Source organism: Aeromonas sp. A35_P, from assembly GCF_002259925.1.
In the GTDB taxonomy this organism is placed as follows: Bacteria; Pseudomonadota; Gammaproteobacteria; order Enterobacterales; family Aeromonadaceae; genus Aeromonas; species Aeromonas dhakensis.
Genome location: NZ_NEVB01000220.1, coordinates 25,082 through 42,591 on the forward strand (window position 1 = coordinate 25,082; position 17,510 = coordinate 42,591).

Sequence of the window (17,510 nt, forward strand, 5' to 3'; positions counted from 1 at the left end):
TCATAACCAGGGGATCCCCGTTATGCCCAGTTATTTGTGGTGGCCACTGCTGGCTTGGTTGCTGCCGCTCGCCGGCGCCCTCGGCAGCCGTGTTCACCTCTGGCCCTGGTGGCTGGGGTTTGCCATCTGCCTGCTCGGGGCCCTCGTCTCCCTCGTCTTGCTGGCTCGCCTGCCCTGGTGCCGCAACCGTTGCGCCAATGGCTGGGGCGCCGTCCCCCTGCTGTTGCCCCTGGCCTTCGTGGTGCAGGCGCTGCGCACGCCGCTGGTCAACGATGTGAGCACGGATCCCAACAACCCGCCCCGGCTGCACTGGGCCAGCGAGCTCAGAACGGCGCAGGATCTGCCCATTAATCCGGCCCCCTTGAAAGCATTTGAGGGGAAACCCGGTCCTCTCTTTACCAGCGCCCCCCCGGCCGAGGTGATCACCGAGGCCCACGCCCTGATGGAGCAGCTCGGCTGGCAGGTGCGACCAAGCCCACAAGGGCTCGAGGCGGTGGTCACCACCGGCTGGTTCGGTTTTCAGGATGACGTGGCGCTGCGGGTCTTTGCCGGGCCCAGCGAAACCCGCATCGACATGCGCTCCGCCTCCCGCCAGGGACGCAGCGACTTGGGCACCAACCGGGCCCGCATAGAGGAGTTTCTGATCCGCCTCAACGAGCGGCTGGGTCAGGCCTACAAACCCAATTTGAAGCAATAAGAAGGTCATCCATGCGCGTCGAGGTGAAGCCCGATCGGGAATATCCCTGGTTCATCCGCCCCTTTTTCTGGTTGCAAAAACGCAACTACGGCCAGGTGCTCATTCCGGGCAAGTGCTGGGGCCGCTCGCCGCGCCTGTTTGCCGCCGTCGCCACCCTCTATGGCGTCATCAACCGCAAGCGCTCCCCCATCGACCCCGTGCTACGCTCCCTGGTGACGGTGCGGGTATCCCAGCTCAACTGGTGCCGCTTTTGCGTCGACATCAACGCCATGACCCTGATAAAGAGAGCCGGCTCCAGCGAGAAGGTGGAGGCGCTCGCCAACTGGCGCGAAAGCCCGCTGTTCGATGAGCGGGAGAAAGCGGTGCTCGACTACACAGAAGCGATGACAGGCCTCGATGGGGTCAGCGACGAGCAGGCCGCCCGTCTCAAGCCCTGGTTCGACGACGACGCCATGGTGGAGCTCACCGGCCTCATCGCCTTCCAGAACATGTCGGCCAAGTTCAACGCCGCCCTCGATATCGCCCCGCAGGGCTTCTGCCAGCTGCCGGTGCAACCCGAGCGCCCGGCCCAGCCGAACAGCAAGGACGCCTGATGAGAGGCTCCCGCCTGCTGCTGGTGCTGGTGATGGGCTGCCTCATCGGCGCCTTCTTCGCCTTCGACCTTGGCCACTACCTGAGCCTGCCCCAGCTGCAGACCCGTCAGGCCGAGCTGGCCGCCCTGGTCGAGCGCCATTTTGGCGCCGCCGCCCTGCTGTTCGTCGCCGTCTATGTGGTGAGCACCGCTCTCTCCCTGCCCGGTGCCAGCCTGCTCACCCTGGCAGGCAGCGCCGTGTTCGGCGTTGCCTGGGGGCTCTTGCTGGTCTCCTTTGCCAGCAGCATTGGCGCGACCCTGGCCTTTCTCAGCGCCCGCTTTCTGCTGCGCGACTGGGTCGAGCGGCGCTTTGGCGACAAGCTGGTCAGCTTGCAGGCCGGCATGAAAAAAGAGGGAGCGCTTTATCTGCTGAGCCTGCGCCTCATCCCCATCTTCCCCTTCTTTCTGGTCAACCTGCTGATGGGGCTCACCCCCATCAGAGTCAGCACCTACTACTGGGTGAGCCAGCTCGGCATGCTGCCCGGCACCTTCGTCTACGTGCTGGCGGGCAGCGAGCTTGCCAACCTCACCAGCACCGGCAATATCCTCTCCCCTGGCCTGATGGTGGCGTTGACCCTGCTCGGGCTGATGCCGATGCTGCTCAAGGGGCTGCAGCGGCGCCTCGCCCTGCATCAGCTGCACGCCCCCTACCGCAAGCCGACACACTATGACTACAACCTGCTGGTGATTGGCGCCGGGGCCGGCGGCCTCGTGACCAGCTATATCGCCGCGGCGGTGAAGGCCAGGGTGGCCCTCATCGAGAAGCACAAGATGGGGGGCGATTGCCTCAACAGCGGCTGCGTCCCCTCCAAGGCGCTGATCCGAAGCGCCCGCTTTGCCGCCGAGCAGCGCCGGGCCGGTGAGCTGGGCTTTGGCCCAAGCCAGACCAGCGCCGATTTCGCCGCCGTGATGGAGCGAGTCGCCCGCGTCATCAAAGAGGTCGAACCCCACGACTCCATCGAGCGCTATCAGGGGCTGGGAGTGGAGTGCATCGAAGGGGAGGCAAGGCTGGTCTCTCCCTGGGAGGTGGAGGTGAACGGCCAGCGCCTTGCCAGCCGTCATATCGTGCTCGCCACCGGCGCCCGGCCGCTGGTGCCCGAGCTGCCGGGGCTGGATCAGGTGCCCTGGCTCACCTCCGACAGCCTCTGGCAACTGCGCAGCGCACCGCGCCAGCTGCTGGTGCTGGGCGGCGGCCCCATCGGCTGCGAGCTGGCCCAGAGTTTTGCCCTGCTTGGGGTGCCCGTTACCCTGGTAGAGCTCTCGGCTCAGCTGCTGCCCCGCGAAGAGCGGGAGGTGGCCGAGCTGCTGGCGGATCAGCTGGCCCGCGATGGCGTGCGGGTGCTCACCGGCTGGCGCGCCGAGCGAGCCGACTATCTGCCAGCAGCCGCGGATCTCCCCATCCGGCTGCAACTGCGGCGGGGCGACGAGACGCAAATAATTGAAGGGGATCAGCTGCTGCTGGCGCTGGGCCGGGTGGCCAACGTCAGCGGCTTCGGGCTCGAAGCACTGGGGGTGGAGCTGGCGCCGCGCGGCACTGTGGCGGTCGATGGCTTCCTTGCCACCAACTACCCCAGCATTCTGGCGGTGGGGGACGTAGCGGGCCCTTACCAGCTCACCCATGCCGCCGCCCATCAGGGCTGGTATGCCGCCGTCAATGCCCTGTTCAGCCCGTTCAAGCGCTTTCGGGCCGACTATCGGGTCATGCCGGCCGCCATCTACACCACCCCAGAAATAGCCCGGGTCGGCCTCAACCAGAAAGAGGCCAGGGCGCAGGGCATTCCCTTCGAGCTGACCCGCTTCGAGCTGGCCGAGCTGGACAGGGCCATCGCCGACGGCGAGCGTCAGGGCTTTATCGAGGTGCTCACCGTGCCCGGCAAGGATCAGATCTTGGGTGCCAGCATAGTGGGCACTCACGCCGGCGAGCGGATCGCCGAGTTCGTGCTCGCCATGCGCCACCGCCTCGGCCTTGGCAAGATCCTCGCCACCATCCACGCCTACCCCACCCTGATGGAGGGGAACAAGTACCTGGCGGGCGAGTGGCGACGGGCCCGTCAGCCCGCCACCCTGCTGGCGCTGCTGACCCGTTATCACCGCTGGCGCCGCGGCGCCTGACCCAACTCCAGGTAACCCAGATGCGACACTCATTGCCCTCATTCAAACAGCTACTGCGTGCCCTGCCCCTGCTGGCTGGCAGCCTCCTCTTCACCCAGGCCAACGCTGGTGACAACCCGCAGTGGCAGAAGACCCTCGACGAGGCCAAAGGGCAGACCGTCTACTTCAACGCCTGGGGCGGCAGCCCGGAGATCAACGCCTATCTGGTGTGGGCCGGCCAGGAGCTGGCGCGCGAATACCAGGTCAAGCTGGTACAGGTGAAGGTGGATGACATCGCCCAGAGCGTGAGCCAGCTGCTGGCCAACAAGCAGGCGGGCAAGCGCGGTGGCGGCCCCATCGACCTGCTCTGGGTCAACGGCGAGAACTTCAAGGCGCTCAAGGAGCAGGGGCTGCTTGGCGCCCCCTTTACCCGTGAGCTGCCCAACATGGCGCTGGTCGATGGCACCCTGCCGGTGAGCGAGGACTTCACAGTGCCGGTGGAGGGGCTGGAAGCCCCCTGGGGCATAGGCCAGCTCAACCTGATGGTCAACGGCGAAGAGGTCAGCCCGCTGCCCACCTCGGCGGCGGCCCTGCTCACCTGGAGCAAGGCCCACCCCGGCCGCTTCACCTATCCCAAACCGCCCCAGTTTCACGGCTCCAGCTTCCTCAAGCAGATCTTGCTGGAGCTGACCCCGGATCCCGCCCCTCTCTATCGGGAGGCGACCGAGAACGATTTTGCCAAAGTTACCGCTCCACTCTGGGCCTGGCTGGACGAGCTGCACCCGACGCTCTGGCGCAAGGGCAAGCTGTTCCCCACCAGCGCCGCCGAAACCCGCCAGCTGCTCGATGACGGCGAGCTCGCCATGGCCATCAGCTTCAACCCGCAGGAGGCGCAGAGCGCGGTGCAAAATGGCACCCTGCCCCCCAATGTGGTGGCGGTGGCCATGGCGAAAGGGGCGCTGACCAACAGCCACTTCCTCGCCATCCCCTTCAACGCCAACGCCCGTGCCGGTGCCAAGGTGGTGGCCAACTTCCTGCTGAGCCCCGCCGCCCAGGAGCGCAAGGCCGAGCCCGCCTTCTGGGGCGATCCCAGCGTGCTGCGCGCCGATGCTCTGCCCGCCACCCAGCAGCAGGCGCCGGCACTGCGCTTCAAATCGGTGGCAGAGCCCCATCCCAGCTGGCAGCTCAGGCTCGAAGCGGCCTGGGCCGAGCGCTACGGCCACTGATGAGCCGCTTTGGCAGCGCTGCATCCGCTTGGCGCCCCCTGTTTGCGGCGGGGTGCGCCCTGGTTTTTGGTCTCCCGCTGCTGGCGGGGGGCTGGCAACTGCTGGCCGAGGGGCTCAGTCTGGCCCACCTGCAGCGGCTGCTGGCCCAGCCGGGCCTCTGGCATTCTGCGCTGCTGAGCCTGTGGATTGGCGCCACCTCGACCCTGGCCAGCCTGCTGCTGACCGCAATGCTGTTGGCCTACAGCGACAGCCGGGCCGTCGGCTGGCTGCGTCGGCTGCTCTCGCCCTTGCTGGCACTGCCCCACGTCGCCTTTGCCATCGGCTTTGCCTTTCTGCTCGCCCCCTCCGGCTGGTTGCTGCGCCTGCTCTCGCCGACCCTCACCGGATTTGAACTGCCCCCCGACTGGCAGACCCTGCGCGATCCCGCCGGACTCGGGCTCATCCTCGCCTTGACCCTCAAGGAGACCCCCTTCCTGCTGCTGATGGCGCTCGGTGCGCAAGACCCCGCCAGGGTGGCGCGCCAGCAGTGGCTGGGGGCGAGCCTTGGCTTCAGCGCCCCCCAGATCTGGTGGCGCCTGCTGCTGCCGGCGCTCTGGCCCGCCTTGCGTCTGCCCCTCTACGCGGTGGCAGCCTACGGGGTAGCCGTAGTGGATCTGGCCCAGCTGCTCGGGCCCGATCTCCCTGCCCCATTGGCCGTTCGCCTGTGGCTCTGGTATCAGGACCCGGATCTGGTCTGGCGCGGTGCCACCGCCAGCGGCGCCCTGCTGCTGCTCGCCATTACGGCGCTGCTGCTGGCCTTGCTGCGGTTGCTGGAGCTGGCCCATCGAACCCTTGGCAACCCCGGCTGGCTCGATGGCAGACGCTCAAACCCAAGCGCCCTTGGCCGCGCCCTTGCCACAGGGAGCGTGGCGGCCCTGATCGCCATCAATCTGACGGTGCTGGGGGCGCTGCTGCTCTGGTCGCTGACCCGGCGCTGGCCCTTTCCCGCCCTCTGGCCGAGTCAGTGGAGCGGCCGCCATTGGCTTGAACTGCTGCCGACCCTGTCGCCGCTGCTGACCACCAGCATGCTGCTGGCGCTGGCGAGCGGGGCGATAGCGCTGGTGATGGCGGTGCTGAGCCTGGAGGCGCAGGCCGGCCGCCGCCCCTGGCCACTCTGGCTCATCTGTCTGCCGCTGCTGCTGCCGCAGGCCAGCCTGCTGTTCGGCATTCGGCTCGGGGTGGACTGGTTCAGCCTCGGGTGGGGGGGCGATGGCATCGGCTGGGGCTGGGTGCTCTGGAGCCAGCTGCTGTTTGTCTTTCCCTACGTTTACTTGTGCCTGCAGGGCCCCTATCGCCAGTTCGACCCACGGATCACCCAGAGTGCCCTGCTGCTTGGGGCAACCCCGTGGCGAGCCTGGTGGCAGGTGAAAGGGCCGCTGCTGGCCCGTCCGCTGCTGTTTGCCTTCGGCGTCGGAGCGGCAGTAAGCCTGGCCCAATACCTGCCGACCCTGCTGTTTGGTGCAGGCCGGGTGGTCACCATCACCACCGAGGCGGTGGCCATCGGCAGCGGCCTCAACCGGCGGCTGGCGGGCCTCTACGGCCTGCTGCAACTGCTGCTGCCGCTCGTTATCTATCTGCTGGCGCTCTGGCTGCCGGCCCGGATCAATCCGGCGCTCAAGGGCGCCCGCTGACGAGGAACTCTCATGATGGAGATAGCCATATGCTGAGCACCACGCCTCTTCACCTCTATCTGGAGAAGAACCTGCTGCTCTCGCTGCCCGCCCTGCAGGTGGCACCGGGCGAGGTGTTGACCCTGATGGGAGCCAGTGGCTGTGGCAAGAGCTCCCTGCTGGCAGGGCTGGCGGGGGTATTGCCCGCCAGCGGCCCATTCCGGTTGGAGGGGGACGTGACCCTGGGCGCACGCCGGCTCACCCAGCTGCCGCCCCAGGCGCGGCGCATCGGCATGCTGTTTCAGGATGATCTGCAGTTCGACCACCTGACGGTGGCGGAGAACCTGATGTTCGGCATGCCGGCCAGCGTGAAGGGGCACAGGGCACGGCGGGAAAAGGCGGTGGCCGCGCTGGCGCAGGTAGATCTGACAAATCAGGCGGACAAGCTGCCGGGGGCGCTCTCCGGCGGCCAGAAGGCTCGCGTCAGCCTGCTGCGGGCGCTCTTGGCCGAGCCCGAGGCATTGCTGTTGGACGAGCCCTTCTCCCGCCTCGACAAGCCGCTGCGGGCCGCCTTTCGCGCGCTGGTGTTCACGCAGATCAAGGCACTGGCCATCCCCGCCATTCTGGTGACCCACGACGAAGATGACGCGCCGGGCACCATACTCCAGCTCACCGAATCCCGTTTTTGACCGAGGAGTTCACCTTGTTTGACCGCCACCTGATCCCCGTTATCCGCAGCCCCCTCGCCCGGCTCGCCAGACCGCTCTGCCGCGCCGGGATCAGCGCCAACCAGGTCAGCCTCACCAGCTTTGCCATCGGCATGCTGGCGCTGCCGCTGCTAGCCTTTGGCTGCTATCAGTGGGCGCTCGTGGCCATCCTGCTCAACCGGCTGCTGGACGGGCTCGACGGCGCAGTGGCACGGGAGACCGGCATCACCGACTGCGGCGGCTTTCTCGACATCACGCTCGACTTCATCTTCTACGCCGCCGTGGTGCTGGGCTTTGCCCTCGCCACCCCCGCCAATGCGCTGCCCGCCGCCACCCTGCTGTTTGCCTTCATGGGCACCGGCTCGAGCTTTCTGGCATTTGCCATCATGGCGGGCAAGCGGGGCATCGACAATCCGGTCTACCACCACAAATCCCTCTACTATCTGGGCGGCCTCACCGAGGGGAGCGAGACCATAACCCTGTTCGTGCTGATGTGCCTGTGGCCCGCCGCCTTCGCCCCGCTCGCCTACGGTTTTGCCCTGCTCTGCGCCATCACCACCCTGACCCGGCTCTGGAGCGGTTACCACACCCTGCGTTGAGGCAGGACGGCGGGAGGAGGCCGCTACGGAACACTTGCGCATGGACGACAATGTTTTACCATGGCGACACTCTTTTTCAGGCTCATGAGAACCTTATGCGTCGCCTTGTCTCCGTGCTCACCCTCTCCCTGTTTCCCATGCTCTATGGCTGCAGCAGCACGCCGGCTGCCAAGCCCGTGGTCAAGCCCCAGCCCAACAGCGCCTTCATCAACCAGACGCCGCCGAGCAAACCCTTCTACGGGCAGGTGAGCCAGCCGGGAGTCAGCAAGGGGGACTTCGCCAATCGCGCCAATGTGAACAACTTCGTGCAGCGGATGGTGCAAAAGCACGGGTTCGACGGCGCCGAGCTGCACCGGGTGCTGGCCCAGGCCGAACGCTATGACTGGATCATCCGCCTGATGGATGCCCAGGCCCCCACCACCACGCCGCCCACCGGCCCGACCGGCGCCTGGAATCGCTACCGCGCCAAGTTCATCACCCCGGACAACGTACAGAACGGCGTCAGCTTCTGGCGTGAGTACGAGAACGAGCTAAACCGCGCCCAGCAGATCTATGGGGTGCCGCCGGAGATCATCGTCGGCATCATAGGCGTAGAGACCCGCTGGGGCCGGGTGATGGGCAAGACCCGCATCCTGGACGCGTTGGCGACCCTGGCGTTCGACTACCCGCGCCGGGCCGAGTTCTTCACCAGCGAGCTGGAATCCTTCCTGGTGATGACCCGCGACGAGGGGATGGATCCCACCGAACCCAAGGGCTCCTACGCCGGCGCCATGGGCTACGGCCAGTTCATGCCCTCCAGCTTCCAGCGCTACGCGGTGGACTTCAACGGCAACGGCCACACCAACCTGTGGGATCCGGTGGATGCCATCGGCAGCGTGGCCAACTACTTCAAGGCCCACGGCTGGGAGAAGGGACAACCGGTGGCGGTGCGCGGTCAGGGCCAGCTGCCCGGCTACGAACACGGCTTCCAGACCCGCTACCCGGTCGCCTCCCTGCGCCGCGCCGGGCTGACTCCCGCCAGCCCCCTCGGCAACCACAGCGAGGCTAGCCTGCTGCGCCTGGATGTGGGCACCGGCTATCAGTACTGGTACGGCTTGCCCAACTTCTACACCATCACCCGCTACAACCACAGCACCCACTACGCCATGGCGGTGTGGCAGCTGGGGCTGGCGGTCAAGGATGCCCGCGGCGGCTACTGATCCGGCCGGATAAAAAAGGCGGCCCTCGGGGCCGCCTCGCCAATCATCCACACTGCGCCTTCGGGCGCAGTGTGCGTTTACAGCGCTCCCGCCTTCGCCAGACGATCCAGCTCGGCAAGCAGGGCGGCCGGCTCGACCCGACGGGTGTAATCGGCGTTGATGAAGTGGTAGAGCACGGTGCGGTCCTGGCCGATGATGTAGCTGGCCGGCACCGGCAGAGTGAAGCTCTCGTCGCCGTTGCTCGCCGGAATGTCGATGCCAAAGCCGGCATAGATGGGCCTGAGCGCCTCCGGCAGCTCGAACACCAGTCCCAGCGCTGCCGAGACCCGGTTGCCCTCATCGCTCAGCACTGTGATCGCCAGCCCGTTGGCGGTGAGGGTATCCTGCGCCGAACTGGGAGTTTCCGGCGTCATGCCGATGAGGTTCACGCCGCGCTCGCGCAGCGCCGGCAACACGGCGTTGAGCGCCTGCATCTCCATGTTGCAGTAGGGACACCAGCCACCGCGATAGACGTTGAGCAGCACAGGCCCCTCCGCCAGATAGTGGGAGAGCGGGCGCACCACCCCGTGCTGATCCGGCAGGGCGAAGTCGGGCATCCGCTCTCCGCGCCCCAGGGCGGCCTGCTCCAGCCCGCTTGCCTGCAGGCTGCGGGTCGCCTCCTCCATCAGGGCCAGTACCGGGGCCGGTACCTGGCGCTGCTTCTGCTCATCGTACGCTTTGATTTTTTGCTCGAGTGTGTGCATCATGACCATCCTTTTTGTAGTGGTCGCTACAATATCAAGCGGACCAAGCTCCATGGTCAAGTTGTTTTTTAGCGATCACTCCGAAATGACGTTTCACAAGGCAGGAATCGAGATGGCAAGACCCGCATCATTTGACAGAGAACAGGTACTGGAAATCGCCCTTAACGCCTTCTGGGATACCGGCTTCAGCAACACCGGCATTGCCGCGCTGGTCGAACGGATGGGACTCAAACCCAGCAGCCTGTACGGCGCCTTCAGCTCAAAGGAGGGGTTGTTCATGGAGGTGCTGCAGCGTTATTCGGCGCAGAGCCTGGCGCAGATCGAGCAGATCCTGGGTTCGGCAGCCTCCCCCCTGGCGGGCGTGCAGGCCCTGCTCGATGCAGTGGCCCGGGATGCCATCGCCAGCGAGGCGCACCGTGGCTGCCTGCTGGTCAACACCTTGCTGGAGATCGGCCGCCACCACCCGCTCATTCAGGAGACCGCCAGCAGCCACCTCGCCGAGGTCGAGCTGCGGGTCAGCGCAGCCCTGCGCCAGGCGCAGGCGGCAGGGGAGCTGGCCGCCGGGCGCGACGTCGACGCCACCGCCGCCTTGCTGATAACCATGGTGTGGGGATTGCGTGTGCTGGGCCGCACCCATCCGCCCGCCGCCAAGGTGAACGCCGTGCTGGCCCAGATGCAGGCCATCTTGTCTGCGGACGCGTGACGACCGCTCACCAGGCTCTGGGGGTCACTCGTTTTCCAGCAGCCAGCGCTTGAGCAGGGCGGCCAGCTGCTCCTGCTCGGCCTGGGTCAATGGCGCCAGCAGGCGCCGCTCGTTGGCCACGTGCCGCTCCACCGCCCGGTCAACCAACTCCCGACCCGCGTCGGTCAGGCAGACCAGCAGGCTGCGCCGATCGCTCGGGGCTGCCTGACGTTCCACCAAGCCCCGCTCTGCCAGTTTGTCGAGGCGGGCGGTCATGGCCCCCGAGCTCAACATGGCGGATTGATAGAGCACGGTCGGGGTGAGCGGTTCGCCGGCCCGGCGCAAGGTCGCCAGAATGTCGAAGTCGCTGCCGAGCAGGCCGCACTCCTTGAGCTCCTCGCTCACCTCCCGTCCGGCGATCGCCGCCATTCGCGCCACCCGTCCCAGCACGCCCATGGGAGAGCAGTCGAGATCCGGTCGCTGCCGGGCCCACTGGGCCAGCAGCAGGTCTACATGATCTGATTCCATCTTCGGCCACTTATCTTTTTATCGAGATACTTGATGGTAAACCAATTAGAGGCTAATTTATCTTTACTCAAAGATACTTTACAAAGAGGCAAGTACATGCCCATGCTGATCGCCCTGCTGGCCCCCCTGCTCTGGGGCAGCACCTATGCCGTCGTCAGCCTCTACCTGACCGACTACTCCCCCTACTGGGTGGCGGTATGGCGGGCGTTGCCAGCCGGCCTGCTCCTGTTGCTGGTGCACCCGCGCCTGCCCCCCCTGTCCTGGGGCAAGCAGAGCCTGCTGGCGTTTTGCAACATCGCCGCCTTCTTCGCCCTGCTGTTCGTGGCCGCCTTCCGGCTGCCCGGGGCCGTGGCGGGCACCTTGGGTGCCACCCTGCCGCTGATCTTGATGTTGCTGGCTTGGCTGCAGGATGGCGTCAGGCCGTCCCTGAAATGGCTGCTGCTGGGCCTGATGGGGCTGGGCGGGGTCTTGTTGCTGCTCAACCCTTCCGCCAATCTGGATCCTGTCGGCGTGACCTGCGCCCTGCTGGCCACCCTGCTCATCGGCCAGTCCAGCCGCTGGATGCGCCACTGGCCAGTCAGCGATCTGCTGGCGCTGACCGCCTGGCAACTGCTGCTGGGCGGCCTGATGCTGATCCCGCTCGCCTGGTGGCTGGCCGGTCCCATGCCGCAGCCGCAGCCGGCAAGCGCTCCCGGCCTGCTCTGGCTGATCCTGCTCAACACGGCGCTGGCCTACTGGGCATGGCTGTGGGGGCTCAAGCGCCACGGCCCGGAGGTGATGGGCATGCTGGCCCTCACCAACCCCATGGTGGCGGTCTCCTGCGGCGTGCTGATGGTGGGCGAGACGCTGGATGCTCGCCAATGGCTCGGCATCGGGGTGATCCTGGTCTCACTGTTTCTGATGAAGTTGCCTGCCCGCCCCTTCTTCAAGCGCTGGCAGGCCCGCCGGGCGTGCACCGGCCAGTGCGGCAAACCGTAAGCCGGCTCAAGGACAATACAAAAAGCGCAATAAAAAAGAGGAGCCATCAAGGCTCCTCTTTCACATTCCGCAGGGGGATGAGTCGAACTCAGACGCCGGCCTTGGCCAGAGCGGCGGAGACGATCTGCTGGGCTTCCTGCTGGATGAGGTCCAGGTGCGCCTCACCCTTGAAGCTCTCCATGTAGATCTTGTAGATGGATTCGGTACCGGAGGGGCGCGCCGCGAACCAGCCGTTCTCGGTTACAACCTTCAAACCGCCGATGGCGGCGTCGTTGCCCGGCGCCTTGGTCAGCTTGGCGACGATGGGCTCACCGGCCAGGGTGGAGGCTTCCACCAGTGCCGGGTCCAGCTTGGAGAGTACCGCCTTCTGCGCACTGTTGGCCGGCGCGTCGATGCGACGATAGCTGGAGCGACCGAATTTCGCCTCCAGCGCGTCGTAGTGGGCCTGCGGATCCTTGCCGGTCACTGCCAGAATTTCCGCTGCCAGCAGCGCCAGAATGAAGCCATCCTTGTCGGTGGTCCAGACGGTGCCGTCCTTGCGCAGGAAGGAGGCGCCCGCGCTCTCCTCGCCGCCAAAGCCGAACTCGCCGCTGTAGAGGCCATCCACAAACCACTTGAAGCCGACCGGCACCTCTTTGAGGGTGCGGCCAATCTCGCCGGCCACCCGGTCGATCATGGAGGAGGAGACCAGCGTCTTGCCGACGGCTGCATCGGCAGACCAGCCGGTGCGGTGGGTAAACAGATACTGGATTGCCACCGCCAAGTAGTGGTTCGGGTTCATCAGGCCGGACTTGGTGACGATGCCGTGACGGTCGTAGTCAGGGTCGTTGCCAAGGGCGATGTCGAACTTGTCCTTGAGCGCGATCAGGCTGGCCATGGCAAACGGGCTGGAGCAGTCCATCCGGATCTTGCCGTCTTTATCCAGGGTCATGAAGGAGAAGGTCGGGTCGACCTTGTAGTTCACCACCTCGATGTTCAGACCATAGGTTCTGGCGATGACGTCCCAGTAGGCGACGCCGGAGCCGCCCAGCGGATCGACACCGATCTTGATGCCAGCCTGCTTGATGGCCTCCATGTCCAGCACGTTCTTCAGGTCATCCACATAGGGAGTGATATAGTCGTGCAGGGCCACGAACGGGCTCTTGAGCGCCTCGGCGAACGGCATCCGTTTCACGCCGGCCAGACCCGCTTCCAGAATCGCGTTGGCGCGATCCTCCACCCACTTGGTGATCTCCCCTTCGGCGGGACCGCCGTGGGGCGGGTTGTATTTGAAGCCACCGTCTTCCGGCGGGTTGTGGGACGGGGTGATCACCACGCCGTCGGCGCGCGCGGCAGGCTTGCCGGCATTGTGGCGCAGAATGGCGTGAGAGATGACCGGGGTCGGCGTGAAGCCGAGGCCGGCCTGAATGCGGGTCTCGACGCCGTTGGCCGCCAGCACTTCGACTGCGCTGGCAAAGGCGGATTCAGACAGGGCGTGGGTATCCATGCCGACAAACAGCGGGCCCGTGATGCCGGCCTGCTGGCGATACTCCACCAGGGCCTGGGTCACCGCCAGGATGTGGGATTCTGTGAAGGCGTTGTGCAGGGCGCTGCCGCGGTGGCCGGAGGTACCGAAGGCAACCCGCTGCTCGGGACGACTCATGTCCGGCTTGTTGAGGTAGTAGGCGCTGACCAGACGGGGGATGTTGGTCAGGTCGCTCAAACGGGCCGGCTGACCGGCGTGGGAATGCTGTGCCATGGCGTTGTCCTTGCTTGATGGCGGCCTTGCCCGGCAAGGCCTGAGTCTGATGAACCGTTAGATTGCGCCGCACACCCGGGCAATCACCTCGTCGCCATACCCCATGCTGGCCATCAGCTGGGCCACCATGTTCTGTTTGCGACTGGTGTTGGTGTTGGTGATCACCCAGAACGGGGTTTGTGGCACCTGCTTGGGCTTGGTGGTGCTGCCGCTGGCGCGCAGGGCATCGGGATCCCGAGAGAAATAGACGCGCTTGCGCCCCTTGATTTCGGTGGCCTGGGTAAACCCGACCGGATCATCCCGGTAGAGGGTACTGAGCACCTGCATGAAGCGGTTGATGGACTTCTCTTCTTTTTGCAGCTCGCCGGAGTCGAGCAGCGTTTCCAGCCCCATGGCATCGGCCACGGTGGGCGACGGGGCCGCCGTCACCTCTGCTGCGACCGGCGAGGCCTGGCGGGCGGGCTGTTCCAGCAGGCGGCGCAGGATATCGGAGGCACTCTCACCGATGTGCCGGGTCTGGCTGGCGATATAGAAGTAGAGATCGTCATCAAGCTCGATGGTTTTCATAGGGATGCGCTGGACTCGTCGAAATTCGGATGCGGCGATTATACATAGGCAAACCCGGCAGCCCAAGCAAGGGGCGGACAGATGTGCATGAATCTCATCGAGAATACGGCATAATAGCGGCCCAAGTGTGTGATCCGTCGCACTGATAGCCGATCTGGCTGGCTTTTTTTAGGAAAAAAACCACATTTTTTTGCTCCGTGATGAGTGAAATCCTTTTCTTTCCAGTGCGTTAAATCATGGCTAGCAACGTACTCACGACCGACAAGGTGTCATTTTGCAACAAAACCCATTATTGAACTTCAAGGAGCAGGGCCAGGGCCAACCCGTCGTGCTGATCCACGGGCTGTTCGGCAGCCTGGACAACCTGGGCCTGCTGGCTCGCCCGCTGAGCGAACAATACCGGGTCATCAGCGTCGATCTGCGCAACCACGGCGCCTCCTTTCACTCCGATGAGATGAGCTACCCGGCCCAGGCCGCCGATCTGCTCGCCCTGCTCGATCAGCTGGGGCTTGAACAGGTGGCCATCGTGGGCCACTCCATGGGGGGCAAGGTGGCCATGCAGGTTGCCAAGCAGGCGCCGACCCGCGTAGCCAGGCTGGTGGTGGCCGACATAGCGCCGGTCGCCTACCCTCACGCCCGCCACCAGAACGTGTTTGCCGGCCTCAATGCCACGCTCGCGAGCCCTCCGCAAAGCCGCAGCGAGGCGGAAGCCATCCTGGCCAAGCACATCGAGATCGCCGGCGTGCGCCAGTTCCTGCTCAAGTCCTTCGCCAAGGTGGAGTCGGGTTGGGGCTGGCGTTTCAACGTGCCGGCCCTTGAGCGCAACTACGCCAACATCATGGGCTGGCCCGATCCACAGAGCCGTTTCGAGGGGCCTGCGCTCTTCATCAAGGGGGGCGATTCCGACTACATGCTGTCCGCGCATACCGAGACGGTGATGGCGCAATTCCCCGCCGCCAAGGCCCGGGTCATCGCCGGTACCGGTCACTGGCTGCACGCGGAAAAGCCGGTTTTGTTCAACAAGCTGGTTGTGGATTTCCTGTCGACAGGCGGTTAACAGTTTCAAATCCTTTGTGATATAGTGCGCCCGTCATAAGGAGTGTGCGCAATCCATGCTAAGTGAACATATCGACCTGATCGAGAGTCTGGGCCTGAAGTTATTCTTTGTGGCCATTTTCGTATTGATTGGCCTGGCCATTCAGGACGTGCTCAAACGCGGCAATGTGCCCCGTTTCGGCCGATTCATCGTCTGGTTGGTACTCTTCCTGGGTTGTGCAGGTTTTGTCGCCAAGGGGCTGATCGAACTGGGCTGGGAAGGCTCAGGCATCGGCTAACTTATTTCCATCTGTGATGTATGGCCAAACAGCAAACTGATCGAACAACACTGGATCTGTTCGCAAACGAGAAGCGCCCCGGCAGGCCAAAGACCAACCCACTCCCCCGCGAGACCCAGCTCAAGATCAACAAGCGCAACCAGCTCAAGCGCGATCGAGAGAACGGTTTGAAGCGGGTAGAGTTAAAGGTGGAGGCCGAATTGCTGGAGCGCCTGAACCAACTTGCGCTGCAACAGAACGTCAGCCGAGCCGAGCTGATCCAATCTATCCTGAAGCAACAGATTGAGTCTGCACATGCAGCAGGCATCGCAATCTGACCGTTAAGCATTAACACCAGATACGGGTAACTAAACACTATGGCTAGTGTAGGTCTGTTTTTCGGCAGCGATACCGGTAATACCGAAGCTGTCGCCAAGATGATCCAGAAAGAACTGGGCAAACAACTGATTGAAGTCCGTGACATTGCCAAGAGCAGCAAGGCCGACATCGACAGCTTCGATCTGCTGATGTTCGGTATCCCGACTTGGTACTATGGCGAAGCCCAGGCCGACTGGGACGACTTCTTCCCCGAGCTGGAAGAGATCGACTTCACCAACAAGCTGGTCGCCATCTTCGGATGCGGCGACCAGGAAGATTATGCCGAGTACTTCCTCGACGCCATGGGCACCCTGCGTGACATCGTCGAAGCCAAAGGCGCCATCGTCATCGGCCACTGGCCGACCGCCGGTTACGAGTTCGAAGCTTCCAAGGCGCTGGTGGACGACAAACACTTCGTGGGTCTGGGCATCGACGAAGATCGCCAACCCGAGATGACTGCCGAGCGCGTCAAGGGCTGGTGCAAACAGCTGCACGAAGAGATGTGCCTGGCCGAACTGGAGTGATCCACGCTTGCCAGCACCTCTGACAACAAGGGCCCCGCGGGGCCCTTGTTGTTTTTGGTCATGCGCTCTCGCCACCCCTGTGCTCGGGCTTGGCCCGCACATAGAGGATGCGCTTGACCTGGGCTACCAGCTCGCCCTGCCCATCCTGTACCGTCACCTCGAACTCGGGAAAGTGCTTGTCTCCCCCTTCAGTCGCCGCGACTATGGCGGCCAGCTTGCCGTCGGTGAGGGTGAATTCCGCCACCAGCTTGCCCTTGCCGGGCTTGATGTAGTTGATGCTGCCAGCCTTGTCCCAGACGTAGTAGCGGTTCCTGAAATAGCCCATCAGCATCAGCGGATAGATGGGATCCGTCATCGCAAACATGCTGCCGCCAAACTGGGTGCGGTTGGCGTTCTTGTTCCACCAGCGGGACTTGAGGGTGACCCGGCAGAAGCGAAAATCATCGCTCAATGTCTCTATCTTGATGCCCGCGCCCCAGAAGGGGGGCCAGGCGTTGAGGGCGCGGCGCACCCAGGCCGCGTTGTCAAAAAGCCAATCCATGGATCTCATCCGACCAGAGTGAAGAAGGTTACATTTTATCAACATTCGGCGGGTGAGCAAGCCGCCGTCACAATCCGCACAATTCGTGGATAGGCGGTCGATCGCGCTAAAGCCCTTGAATTACTGGGTTTATTTTTAGGTGAGCTACGACCTATAATGACAGGCCAAGCGAGTTCGTGGTTGCCATTACAGCGGCAGTCAATCAGAATAACCACACCTTCGAGAATGCGAATAAATAGAAATGGCAGACAACAACCAAGCGTTAAAAAAGGCCGGGCTCAAGATCACCTTGCCCCGTGTCAAGATCCTGGAAATCCTGCAACAGCCGGACTGCCAGCACACCAGTGCGGAAGATCTGTACAAACGACTGATCGACCAGGGTGAAGAGATTGGTCTCGCTACCGTCTACCGCGTTCTCAACCAGTTTGATGATGCCGGTATCGTCACCCGTCACCACTTCGAAGGGGGCAAGTCGGTGTTCGAGCTGGCCACCCAGGAACACCACGATCACCTGGTCTGCCTCGACTGCGGCAAGGTGATCGAGTTCTCCGACGAGGTGATCGAGCAGCGCCAGACCGAGATCGCCAAGAAGCACAATATCCGTCTGACCAATCACAGCCTCTATCTCTATGGCCACTGCGCTGCCGGCGACTGCAAGCACGACGATTGATTGGCAGAACCCGCGCAATAAAAAAGCCAGCATGATGCTGGCTTTTTTG

Annotated in this window: 20 protein-coding genes; 15 read left to right on the forward strand and 5 right to left on the reverse strand. The window is 64.3% G+C overall.

Annotation, left to right across the window (positions count from 1 at the left end):
- The first annotated feature begins 22 nt into the window (after window positions 1–22).
- The 8 genes from CAK78_RS16900 to mltB all read left to right on the forward strand — a co-directional run bounded on the left by CAK78_RS16900 (window position 23) and on the right by mltB (window position 8,799).
- Window positions 23–697 (forward strand): DUF1499 domain-containing protein, encoded by a 675-nt coding sequence (locus CAK78_RS16900; protein ID WP_094698041.1) that lies wholly within the window; start codon window positions 23–25, stop codon window positions 695–697.
- A gap of 11 nt (window positions 698–708) precedes the next feature.
- Complete coding sequence (locus CAK78_RS16905; protein ID WP_094698042.1) at window positions 709–1,290, forward strand: carboxymuconolactone decarboxylase family protein; 582 nt, start codon at window positions 709–711, stop codon at window positions 1,288–1,290.
- Window positions 1,290–3,440, forward strand: a complete 2,151-nt coding sequence (locus CAK78_RS16910; protein ID WP_094698043.1) for an FAD-dependent oxidoreductase — start codon at window positions 1,290–1,292, stop codon at window positions 3,438–3,440. The genes CAK78_RS16905 and CAK78_RS16910 overlap by 1 nt, the downstream gene beginning before the upstream one ends.
- Window positions 3,441–3,460: 20 nt before the next feature.
- The gene (locus CAK78_RS16915) at window positions 3,461–4,645 is read left to right on the forward strand and encodes an ABC transporter substrate-binding protein (RefSeq protein WP_176452831.1); all 1,185 of its coding nucleotides are present in this window, start codon (window positions 3,461–3,463) and stop codon (window positions 4,643–4,645) included.
- A complete protein-coding gene (locus tag CAK78_RS16920; protein WP_094698045.1) occupies window positions 4,645–6,315 on the forward strand; it encodes an ABC transporter permease in 1,671 nt (556 codons plus the stop codon). The genes CAK78_RS16915 and CAK78_RS16920 overlap by 1 nt, the downstream gene beginning before the upstream one ends.
- A gap of 29 nt (window positions 6,316–6,344) precedes the next feature.
- Window positions 6,345–6,983: an ATP-binding cassette domain-containing protein gene (locus tag CAK78_RS16925; protein ID WP_094698046.1), complete on the forward strand. Its 639-nt coding sequence runs from the start codon at window positions 6,345–6,347 to the stop codon at window positions 6,981–6,983.
- Window positions 6,984–6,997: 14 nt separating this feature from the next.
- On the forward strand, window positions 6,998–7,600 hold the full coding sequence (locus tag CAK78_RS16930; protein WP_094698047.1) for a CDP-alcohol phosphatidyltransferase family protein: 603 nt from the start codon (window positions 6,998–7,000) through the stop codon (window positions 7,598–7,600).
- Between the two features lie 95 nt (window positions 7,601–7,695).
- A complete protein-coding gene (gene mltB, locus CAK78_RS16935) occupies window positions 7,696–8,799 on the forward strand; it encodes a lytic murein transglycosylase B (RefSeq protein ID WP_094698048.1) in 1,104 nt (367 codons plus the stop codon).
- Between the two features lie 77 nt (window positions 8,800–8,876).
- Here mltB and CAK78_RS16940 read toward each other — a convergent pair whose 3' ends face one another.
- Window positions 8,877–9,542 carry a peroxiredoxin-like family protein gene (locus CAK78_RS16940; RefSeq protein WP_024942837.1) on the reverse strand — a complete coding sequence of 222 codons (666 nt, stop codon included), beginning with the start codon at window positions 9,540–9,542 and terminating at the stop codon, window positions 8,877–8,879.
- Between the two features lie 112 nt (window positions 9,543–9,654).
- Here CAK78_RS16940 and CAK78_RS16945 point away from each other — a divergent pair, with 112 nt between their 5' ends.
- Window positions 9,655–10,245 (forward strand): TetR/AcrR family transcriptional regulator, encoded by a 591-nt coding sequence (locus CAK78_RS16945; RefSeq protein ID WP_176452832.1) that lies wholly within the window; start codon window positions 9,655–9,657, stop codon window positions 10,243–10,245.
- Window positions 10,246–10,269: 24 nt separating this feature from the next.
- On the opposite strand, the gene CAK78_RS16950 is transcribed toward CAK78_RS16945, so the two are convergent.
- A complete protein-coding gene (locus CAK78_RS16950; RefSeq protein WP_041216612.1) occupies window positions 10,270–10,752 on the reverse strand; it encodes a MarR family winged helix-turn-helix transcriptional regulator in 483 nt (160 codons plus the stop codon).
- Window positions 10,753–10,848: 96 nt separating this feature from the next.
- On the opposite strand from CAK78_RS16950, the gene CAK78_RS16955 reads away from it, so the two are divergent.
- Window positions 10,849–11,730, forward strand: a complete 882-nt coding sequence (locus CAK78_RS16955) for a DMT family transporter (protein ID WP_094698049.1) — start codon at window positions 10,849–10,851, stop codon at window positions 11,728–11,730.
- A gap of 88 nt (window positions 11,731–11,818) precedes the next feature.
- Here the strand turns inward: CAK78_RS16955 and pgm are convergent, their stop codons facing one another.
- Together pgm and seqA are read right to left on the reverse strand one after the other, a co-directional pair.
- Entirely contained in the window at window positions 11,819–13,468 is a 1,650-nt protein-coding gene (gene pgm, locus CAK78_RS16960) for a phosphoglucomutase (alpha-D-glucose-1,6-bisphosphate-dependent) (protein WP_094698050.1), read from the reverse strand.
- A 57-nt stretch (window positions 13,469–13,525) separates the two neighbouring features.
- Window positions 13,526–14,035, reverse strand: a complete 510-nt coding sequence (gene seqA / locus CAK78_RS16965; protein WP_005299178.1) for a replication initiation negative regulator SeqA — start codon at window positions 14,033–14,035, stop codon at window positions 13,526–13,528.
- A gap of 292 nt (window positions 14,036–14,327) precedes the next feature.
- Here seqA and CAK78_RS16970 point away from each other — a divergent pair, with 292 nt between their 5' ends.
- The 4 genes from CAK78_RS16970 to fldA are packed head-to-tail and all read left to right on the forward strand — an operon-like array spanning window position 14,328 to window position 16,250.
- Window positions 14,328–15,092, forward strand: a complete 765-nt coding sequence (locus tag CAK78_RS16970) for an alpha/beta fold hydrolase (RefSeq protein WP_094698051.1) — start codon at window positions 14,328–14,330, stop codon at window positions 15,090–15,092.
- 55 nt (window positions 15,093–15,147) lie between these two features.
- Window positions 15,148–15,369, forward strand: coding sequence for a DUF2788 domain-containing protein (locus tag CAK78_RS16975; RefSeq protein WP_005299172.1), 222 nt, complete (start codon window positions 15,148–15,150; stop codon window positions 15,367–15,369).
- Between the two features lie 20 nt (window positions 15,370–15,389).
- Window positions 15,390–15,686 carry a LexA regulated protein gene (gene ybfE / locus CAK78_RS16980; protein ID WP_005299169.1) on the forward strand — a complete coding sequence of 99 codons (297 nt, stop codon included), beginning with the start codon at window positions 15,390–15,392 and terminating at the stop codon, window positions 15,684–15,686.
- 39 nt (window positions 15,687–15,725) lie between these two features.
- Window positions 15,726–16,250, forward strand: coding sequence for a flavodoxin FldA (fldA, locus tag CAK78_RS16985; protein WP_005299167.1), 525 nt, complete (start codon window positions 15,726–15,728; stop codon window positions 16,248–16,250).
- A gap of 58 nt (window positions 16,251–16,308) precedes the next feature.
- Here the strand turns inward: fldA and CAK78_RS16990 are convergent, their stop codons facing one another.
- Complete coding sequence (locus CAK78_RS16990; protein WP_176452833.1) at window positions 16,309–16,791, reverse strand: DUF4442 domain-containing protein; 483 nt, start codon at window positions 16,789–16,791, stop codon at window positions 16,309–16,311.
- 241 nt (window positions 16,792–17,032) lie between these two features.
- Between CAK78_RS16990 and fur the strand changes: the two genes are divergently transcribed.
- Window positions 17,033–17,461, forward strand: a complete 429-nt coding sequence (fur, locus tag CAK78_RS16995; RefSeq protein WP_005299160.1) for a ferric iron uptake transcriptional regulator — start codon at window positions 17,033–17,035, stop codon at window positions 17,459–17,461.
- Window positions 17,462–17,510: the final 49 nt, after the last annotated feature.

Bases quoted from the DNA above. Each gene is read 5' to 3' on its own strand.
- CAK78_RS16900 (WP_094698041.1), top strand. From the start codon at position 23: ATGCCCAGTTATTTGTGGTGGCCACTGCTGGCTTGGTTGCTGCCGCTC.
- CAK78_RS16905 (WP_094698042.1), top strand. From the start codon at position 709: ATGCGCGTCGAGGTGAAGCCCGATCGGGAATATCCCTGGTTCATCCGC.
- CAK78_RS16910 (WP_094698043.1), top strand. From the start codon at position 1,290: ATGAGAGGCTCCCGCCTGCTGCTGGTGCTGGTGATGGGCTGCCTCATC.
- CAK78_RS16915 (WP_176452831.1), top strand. From the start codon at position 3,461: ATGCGACACTCATTGCCCTCATTCAAACAGCTACTGCGTGCCCTGCCC.
- CAK78_RS16920 (WP_094698045.1), top strand. From the start codon at position 4,645: ATGAGCCGCTTTGGCAGCGCTGCATCCGCTTGGCGCCCCCTGTTTGCG.
- CAK78_RS16925 (WP_094698046.1), top strand. From the start codon at position 6,345: ATGCTGAGCACCACGCCTCTTCACCTCTATCTGGAGAAGAACCTGCTG.
- mltB (WP_094698048.1), top strand. From the start codon at position 7,696: ATGCGTCGCCTTGTCTCCGTGCTCACCCTCTCCCTGTTTCCCATGCTC.
- CAK78_RS16940 (WP_024942837.1), bottom strand. From the start codon at position 9,542: ATGCACACACTCGAGCAAAAAATCAAAGCGTACGATGAGCAGAAGCAG.
- CAK78_RS16945 (WP_176452832.1), top strand. From the start codon at position 9,655: ATGGCAAGACCCGCATCATTTGACAGAGAACAGGTACTGGAAATCGCC.
- CAK78_RS16950 (WP_041216612.1), bottom strand. From the start codon at position 10,752: ATGGAATCAGATCATGTAGACCTGCTGCTGGCCCAGTGGGCCCGGCAG.
- CAK78_RS16955 (WP_094698049.1), top strand. From the start codon at position 10,849: ATGCCCATGCTGATCGCCCTGCTGGCCCCCCTGCTCTGGGGCAGCACC.
- pgm (WP_094698050.1), bottom strand. From the start codon at position 13,468: ATGGCACAGCATTCCCACGCCGGTCAGCCGGCCCGTTTGAGCGACCTG.
- seqA (WP_005299178.1), bottom strand. From the start codon at position 14,035: ATGAAAACCATCGAGCTTGATGACGATCTCTACTTCTATATCGCCAGC.
- CAK78_RS16975 (WP_005299172.1), top strand. From the start codon at position 15,148: ATGCTAAGTGAACATATCGACCTGATCGAGAGTCTGGGCCTGAAGTTA.
- ybfE (WP_005299169.1), top strand. From the start codon at position 15,390: ATGGCCAAACAGCAAACTGATCGAACAACACTGGATCTGTTCGCAAAC.
- fldA (WP_005299167.1), top strand. From the start codon at position 15,726: ATGGCTAGTGTAGGTCTGTTTTTCGGCAGCGATACCGGTAATACCGAA.
- CAK78_RS16990 (WP_176452833.1), bottom strand. From the start codon at position 16,791: ATGGATTGGCTTTTTGACAACGCGGCCTGGGTGCGCCGCGCCCTCAAC.
- fur (WP_005299160.1), top strand. From the start codon at position 17,033: ATGGCAGACAACAACCAAGCGTTAAAAAAGGCCGGGCTCAAGATCACC.